Origin of the sequence: Duganella margarita (assembly GCF_009857535.1) — a bacterium.
Lineage (GTDB): Bacteria > Pseudomonadota > Gammaproteobacteria > Burkholderiales > Burkholderiaceae_D > Rugamonas > Rugamonas margarita.
Map to the genome: position 1 here is coordinate 69,004 of NZ_WWCS01000023.1, position 6,913 is coordinate 75,916.

The following is a 6,913-nucleotide window of genomic DNA, read 5'->3' on the forward strand; positions in this document are numbered from 1 at the left end:
TCTCTATGCGGCGTTGGCGCGCAGGCGGTTATTTGGCTTTGGTGTCGGGTTTGAGCGGCGCCGGCGGCGTGGTCGGCGTATCGGGCTTGGTCTCGCCGACATCACTGGCCGGCTTGGCGTCCGCCTTCGATACCTGGACCGGCAAGCCCTTGAAATGGTTCAGCGCCTGCGCCAGCTGGAAGTCTTGCTTGGAGCCGAATTCCACCGGCTTCCATTTTTTCGACAGCGCGGCCAGGCGTTGTTCGTCTTCCGCCACATCGCGCTTGTTGGCCTGTTCCGGTTCCTTGTCGTTGCCGAGGTGTTTTTGCAGGTCGGCTTCGCGCACGCGCAGGCCGTTCAGGCCATCGCCTTCCGCCGTTTCGTCCACCAGCAGGTCGGGCGTGATGCCGCGCGCCTGGATGGCGCGGTTCTTCGGCGTATAGTAGCGGGCGGTGGTCAGCTTGACGGCGGTATCGGCGGTCAGCTGGCGCAGCGTCTGCACCGAACCCTTGCCGAAGGTCTGCTGGCCGATCACGGTGGCGCGCTTGTAGTCCTGCAGCGCGCCGGCGACGATTTCCGACGCCGAGGCGGAACCGGCGTTCACCAGCACCACCATCGGCACGTCTTTCAGGCCGGCCGGCAGCTTGGCCAGCGGATCGTTCTTGGCGCGCGGCGCGTAGAACTCCTGGCGGCCGTAGAAGGTCTCCTTGGAGGTCGCCAGCTGGCCGTTGGTGGAAACGATCGCCGAATCCTTGGGCAGGAAGGCGGCCGAGACGCCGATCGCGCCCGGCACCACGCCGCCCGGGTCGTTGCGCAGGTCCAGCACCAGGCCCTTGATGTGCGGGTCTTGCTGGTACAGGGCGGTGATCTTCTTCGCCATGTCGTCCACGGTCGGTTCCTGGAACTGCGAGATGCGCACCCACGCGTAACCCGGCTCGATGATCTTGGCCTTGACGCTCTGCACGCGGATTTCCTCGCGCGTGATGTTGAACACCAGCGGCTTGTCCTCGTCCTTGCGGCTGATGGTGACGCTGACCTTGGAATGCACCTCGCCGCGCATCTTCTTGACCGACTCGTCCAGCGACATGCCCTTGATCAGCGTGCCGTCGATGCGGGTGATCAGGTCGCCGGCCTTGATGCCGGCCTTGAACGCGGGCGTGTCTTCAATCGGCGAGACCACCTTGATGTAGCCGTCTTCCAGGCCGACTTCGACGCCGATGCCGACGAATTTGCCGGCCACCGTCTCGCGCATTTCGCGGAAGGCTTTCTTGTCGAGGTAGACCGAATGCGGGTCGAGCGAGGCCACCATGCCGGAAATCGCTTCGGTCAGCAGCTTCCTGTCGTCGACGGTTTCGACGTAATCGGTCTTGATCAGGCCAAACACATCCGACAGCTGGCGCAGTTCTTCCAGCGGCAGCGGGGTGCCGGTGATTTTTTGCGCGACGGCGGAAAACTGGAACGAGGCGGCAACACCAGCCACCATACCGAGGCCGATCAGGCCGATGTTCTTGACTTTGTTGCCCATATTTTTCCGCAAACCTTAAAACTTGACCCAGCCAGCCGGGTCGAATGTCGCGCCCTGATGGCGAAGTTCGAAGTATAGCCCTGATTCTTCGCTGCTGCCGGTATTGCCGACACTGGAAATCACGTCGCCCGGCTTGACGATGTCGCCCGCCCGCTTGAGCAGCGCCTCGTTGTTGGCGTACAGGCTCAGATACTGGCCGCCGTGGTCGATGATGATCAGGTTGCCGAAGCCGCGCATCCACTCGGCGATGACGACCCGGCCGGTGGCCACGGCATGCACCTCGGCGCCCTCGCTGGCGCGGATGAACACGCCTTTCCAGGTCGGCCCGTCGCCGCGCCGCGAACCGAACTTGGCCGTGACCTTGCCGGCCACCGGCGCCCGCAGCTGGCCTTTCAGGCTGGCGAAGGCGCCGGCCGGCGCAACCGGCGCCAGCGCGATGTCGGCCGGCTTGGCCGGCGGCGTGTTGTCCACCGGCGTTGGCGCCGGCGCCGGCTTGACCTCGGCCAGCTTCGGCGGCTCGTCCGCATCGATGGCGTCGGCCGGATTCGGCGCGGCCGGCTTGGCCGGCTTGATGGCGCCCGACTTGCTGTTGTTGGCCTTGGCCAGACGCTGGCGCTCTGCTTCGGCGGCCTTGGCTTTGGCCAGCGCGCGCGCATCGGCCTCGGCTTTCGCCTTGGCGGCGGCGCGGGCGGCAGCCACTTGTTCCTGGCGTTTCTTCTCGGCAGCGGCGGCGGCGGCCTGTTCGGCGATCAGCTTGCTCAGCTTGTCCACCAGGCTGCTCATGCGCTGCTCGTCGCGCTCCAGGCTGCCGGCTTCCTTGCGCTGGGCCACAAGCTTGCTCGACAAGCTGGACAGCAAGGCCGCGCGGCGGCCCTTTTCCTGCTCCAGCTTGGCTTTCTGCTGCAACTGCTCCTGGGCGATTTCTTCCAGCTCGTCCTTGGCGTTCTGCGCCTGCTCCTGGTTGACCTCGACGGCATTGAGGTTGCCGCGCAGCGACTCCAGCAGCCGCGCCTGCGCCTGCGACACATACGACAGCATTTGCAGGTCGCGGTTGATGCGGTTGGGATTGTCGCCGGACAGCAGCAGCTTGATGCGGTCTTCGTTGCCCGCCACGTACTGGTCGCGCAGCAGCTTGGCCAGCTGCTGCTTCTGCTGGGCGACCGTGGCCGCCAGCCGCTCGTGCTCGGCCGACAGCTGCTGCAGCTTGACGTTGGTGTCGCCCTGCTCCTGCTGCAGGTCGCGCAGCGCGCGGTTGGCGTCGGAAATCGCCTGCTCCGACTCGGCCAGCGTATCGGCCGCGTCGTCCTTGGCGCTCTCGGTCTTGCTGATATCCTTTTTCAGGCTCGACAGCTTTTGCTGCAGGCCGGCGCGCTCGGCCTCGGCCACCGCTTTCTGCTTGCTGCGTTCGGTCGGCTTGGCGAACGGCGCGGCGGCGGTGAGTCCGGCCGCGCCGAGCGACAGCATCAGCAGCAAGGCTGCGGTGTGGCGGTACGAAGAAGACAAATTACTTGGCCTTACCCTGGTTGGCCACGGCGGCTTGCGCTGCGGCGATGGCGTCGGCGTCACCCAGGTAGTAGTGACGGAGCGGTTTCAGGTTCTCGTCCAGCTCGTACACCAGCGGGGTGCCGTTCGGGATGTTGAGGCCGACGATATCGTCGTCGCTGATGCCGTCCAGCATCTTGATCAGCGCGCGCAGGCTGTTGCCGTGGGCCGAGATGATGATTTTCTTGCCGGCGCGGATGGCCGGGGCGAGTTCCTCATCCCACACCGGCACCACGCGCGCCACCGTGTCCTTCAGGCACTCGGTCAGCGGGATTTGCTCTTTCGACAAGCCGGCGTAGCGCGGATCGTTGAACGAGGCGCGCTCGTCGCTCGCGTCCAGCGCCGGCGGCGGCGTGTCGTAGCTGCGGCGCCAGACCAGCACCTGCTCATCGCCGTACTTGGCGGCGGTCTCGCCCTTGTCGAGGCCTTGCAGGGCGCCGTAGTGACGCTCGTTGAGGCGCCAGTCGTTCTTGATCGGCAGATACATCATGTCCATCTCGTCCAGCGCCAGCCACAGCGTGCGCACCGCGCGCTTCAGCACCGAGGTATAGGCCAGGTCGAAGGTGTAGCCGCCCTCTTTGAGCAGCTTGCCGGCGTTTTTGGCTTCGTTGATGCCTTTTTCGGTCAGGTCAACGTCGGTCCAGCCGGTAAAGCGGTTCGACAGGTTCCAGGTGGATTCGCCATGGCGCATGAAAACGATTTTGTACATGTGGACTATCTTTTCAAGAAAAGGTGGAAAACCGGTGCAATGAGTACTGTAACGGCTTCTATTTTATAATGCGCAGATTAAGTTCAACCATTGGATTCCTGTGAAATTCTTCATTGACAATATTTTCCTGATCGCCATCGTACTGATTTCCGGCGGCGCACTGCTGTGGCCGGCGCTTACCGTGCGCGGCAAGCGCGGCACGCCGCAAGACATTACCATGTTGATTAATCGCGGCAAGACCACCATCTTGGACGTGCGCGATGCCAAGGACTATGCCGATGGCCACTTGCCGGACGCCAAGAATATCCCGCTGGCGGACCTGGACAAGCGCCTGCCGGAGCTGGACAAGTTCAAGAGCCGCAGTCTGATCGTGGTCGGCAAGAGCGACGCGCGCGCTTCGGCCGCCGCCGCCAAACTGGGCAAAGCCGGCTTTGCCGATGTAGTGAACCTGGAAGGTGGCGTTGCTGCATGGCAAAAAGCCGGCCTGCCACTGGCCAAATAACTGGAGAAACCATCATGACAGCCGAAGTGATCATGTACACCACCGCCGTTTGCCCGTATTGCACCCGTGCCGAACGCCTGCTGGAATCCAAGGGTGTGACCGGCCTGAAAAAGATCCGGGTCGACCTCGATCCGGAGCAACGCATGACGATGATGCAAAAGACCGGCCGCCGCACCGTGCCGCAAATTTACATCGGCGACACCCACGTCGGCGGTTTCGACGACTTGTATGCGCTGGATCAAGCGGGCGGATTGTCCCCCTTGTTAAATGGCTAATGCACCTCATAATACAACGCGGGGCGCGAAACCCTTTAAAACCATAATGGTTTTGATACAATTGCCCTCGCGTTTGATTTGAGCTGTCTTCTTGCCATGCCAAGCAAACATCATTGAAACTACAACGAAAGCGTTCCATGTCTGAAGAAAATCTGCAACCAGTATTCCAAATCCAACGCGTCTACCTGAAAGACCTGTCGCTGGAACAACCGAACTCGCCAGGCATCTTCCTGGAACAGGAAGCGCCGACCATCGAAGTCGCGCTGGACGTGGGCGCCGAGCCGCTGGCTGACGGCATCTTCGAATCGACCGTGACCATCACCGTCACCGCCAAAGTCAAAGACAAAGTCGCTTTCCTGGTAGAAGGCAAGCAAGCCGGCATCTTTGAAGCCCGCAACATTCCAGCGGAACAGCTGGATCCGCTGCTGGGCATCGGCTGCCCGAACATCGTGTACCCGTACCTGCGCGCCAACATCGCCGACACCATCACCCGCGCCGGCTTCCCGCCAGTGCACCTGGCTGAGATCAACTTCGAAGTGTTCTACCAGCAGCGTCAGCAAGCCATCGCTGAAGCTGCCGCCCAGGCGCCAGCCGCTGACGCGACCCACTAAGCGGTCCGCAGCACTCAGCAGCATCTGCATCACCGCCGCCGGACACGCGTCCGGCGGTTGTTTCATCTCTCAAGGTAAGCCATGACATTTCCCCGTTGGATCGCTGCTCTGTCCATGACGCTGGCCGCAGCCAGTAGCCAGGCATACGACTTCAAGACGGTGGGCGCCAATCCCGTGATCCTGTACGACGCCCCTTCGACCAAAGGGAGCAAGCTGTTCGTGGTGCCGCGCGGCGCCCCGCTGGAAGTGGTGCTGGCCTATGGCGAATGGCTCAAAGTGCGCGACGTCAACGGCGAACTGGCCTGGACCGAAGCCAAGGGCCTGAGCGCCAAGCGCAACGTCATCGTGCGCACCGCCAACCTGAAAATCCGCGCCACGCCGGATGACGCCGCCGCAGCGGTGTTCACCGCCGACAAGGGCGTGCTGCTGGAACTGTCGGAAACGGCGGCCGGCGGCTGGATCAAGGTGCGTCATCGTGACGGCCTGATCGGATACGTCAAACAATCGGAAGTCTGGGGCATATAATTGCCGTAGCGGCGCCCTCCCATGCGCCGAATGAGATCCCATGCAAGAAAAGACTAGCAAACATGCGGGCGCGGCCCGCAAAGTGAGCGTGCTTGGCGCAGGCGCCTGGGGCACGGCCGTGGCCATGGCGCTGGCCCAGCGTCACGACGTGCTGCTGTGGGGCCGCAATGCGGCCGCGCTGCAGGCCATGGCGGCCGCGCGCGAAAACAGCTACCTGCCTGGCTACGCCTTCCCCGAACGGCTGCAAGTAGCGGCCGATTTCGACGCCGCGCTGGCCCATGTGATCGAGCCCGGCAGCCTGCTGATCGCCGCCTGCCCGGTAGCCGGCCTGCGGCCGCTGCTGCAGTCGCTCAAGGGGCGCCAGATCCCCAACATCGTCTGGTTGTGCAAGGGCTTTGAATACGACACCGGCCTGCTGCCGCACCAGATCGTCCGTGAAGTGCTGGGCGATGCGGTGGCGGGCGGCGCGCTGTCCGGCCCATCGTTTGCGCAGGAAGTGGCCAAGGGCCTGCCGTGCGCGCTGACGATCGCCTCCGAATCGGCCGGGTTGCGTGCCTGCGTGGTGGATACCGCGCACGGCGGCAATATGCGGGTCTACTCCAGCGACGACCTGGTTGGCGTGGAAGTGGGCGGCGCGGTCAAGAACGTGCTGGCGATCGCCACCGGCGCGGCCGATGGCCTGGGCCTGGGCCTGAATGCACGCGCGGCGCTGATCACGCGCGGGCTGGCGGAAATTACCCGTCTGGGCGTCGCCCTGGGCGGCAAAAATGAAACCTTCATGGGCCTGACCGGTATGGGCGACTTGATTCTGACCTGCACCGGCGACCTGTCGCGCAACCGCCGTGTCGGCCTCGGGCTGGCGCAAGGCAAGCCGCTGGACGTGATCGTGCAGGAGCTGGGGCACGTGGCCGAAGGCGTGCCATGCGCCAAGGCGGTGCGCGACCTGGCTGCCAGACTGGGCGTCGAAATGCCGATCACCAACGCGGTGGCCGGCGTGCTGTTCGACGGCGACCAGCCGCAGGCCATGGTGGCCCGCCTGCTGTCGCGCGACCCGCGCGGCGAGTAAATTCCGGGGTCAGGTCCCCCATTTCTACACGGGCTCAACCGCTAACCGGATCAGCTCGTGTAGAAATGGGAGACCTCGTATATTGAACGTACCGCGTCGCCATCAGATAATCAGAAAGGTGAAGCGGTCAGGCAGGGTGATGCCGACCAGACTGTGGGCCATTAAGCCCGTGGGTCAGA

At 63.7% G+C, this 6,913-nt stretch carries 8 protein-coding genes; 5 read left to right on the top strand and 3 right to left on the bottom strand.

Going from position 1 to position 6,913, the window contains the following annotated elements; genetic code table 11:
- Window positions 1-28: 28 nt before the first annotated feature.
- Genes GTP55_RS25330 through gpmA form a run of 3 tightly spaced genes read right to left on the bottom strand, consistent with a single transcriptional unit; the run spans window position 29 to window position 3,755 of the window.
- On the bottom strand, window positions 29-1,504 hold the full coding sequence (locus GTP55_RS25330) for a S41 family peptidase (protein ID WP_161047567.1): 1,476 nt from the start codon (window positions 1,502-1,504) through the stop codon (window positions 29-31).
- Between the two features lie 15 nt (window positions 1,505-1,519).
- A complete protein-coding gene (locus GTP55_RS25335) occupies window positions 1,520-2,968 on the bottom strand; it encodes a murein hydrolase activator EnvC family protein (RefSeq protein WP_161047578.1) in 1,449 nt (482 codons plus the stop codon).
- Window positions 2,969-3,008: 40 nt separating this feature from the next.
- Complete coding sequence (gpmA, locus tag GTP55_RS25340; RefSeq protein ID WP_161047568.1) at window positions 3,009-3,755, bottom strand: 2,3-diphosphoglycerate-dependent phosphoglycerate mutase; 747 nt, start codon at window positions 3,753-3,755, stop codon at window positions 3,009-3,011.
- A 100-nt stretch (window positions 3,756-3,855) separates the two neighbouring features.
- Between gpmA and GTP55_RS25345 the strand changes: the two genes are divergently transcribed.
- The 5 genes from GTP55_RS25345 to GTP55_RS25365 all read left to right on the top strand — a co-directional run bounded on the left by GTP55_RS25345 (window position 3,856) and on the right by GTP55_RS25365 (window position 6,734).
- Complete coding sequence (locus tag GTP55_RS25345) at window positions 3,856-4,257, top strand: rhodanese-like domain-containing protein (RefSeq protein WP_110846250.1); 402 nt, start codon at window positions 3,856-3,858, stop codon at window positions 4,255-4,257.
- Window positions 4,258-4,271: 14 nt separating this feature from the next.
- Window positions 4,272-4,532 carry a glutaredoxin 3 gene (grxC, locus tag GTP55_RS25350; RefSeq protein WP_161047569.1) on the top strand — a complete coding sequence of 87 codons (261 nt, stop codon included), beginning with the start codon at window positions 4,272-4,274 and terminating at the stop codon, window positions 4,530-4,532.
- A 137-nt stretch (window positions 4,533-4,669) separates the two neighbouring features.
- Window positions 4,670-5,143, top strand: coding sequence for a protein-export chaperone SecB (secB, locus tag GTP55_RS25355; protein WP_110846248.1), 474 nt, complete (start codon window positions 4,670-4,672; stop codon window positions 5,141-5,143).
- Between the two features lie 81 nt (window positions 5,144-5,224).
- Complete coding sequence (locus GTP55_RS25360; RefSeq protein ID WP_161047570.1) at window positions 5,225-5,668, top strand: SH3 domain-containing protein; 444 nt, start codon at window positions 5,225-5,227, stop codon at window positions 5,666-5,668.
- A 40-nt stretch (window positions 5,669-5,708) separates the two neighbouring features.
- Window positions 5,709-6,734 (top strand): NAD(P)H-dependent glycerol-3-phosphate dehydrogenase, encoded by a 1,026-nt coding sequence (locus GTP55_RS25365; RefSeq protein WP_161047571.1) that lies wholly within the window; start codon window positions 5,709-5,711, stop codon window positions 6,732-6,734.
- Window positions 6,735-6,913: the final 179 nt, after the last annotated feature.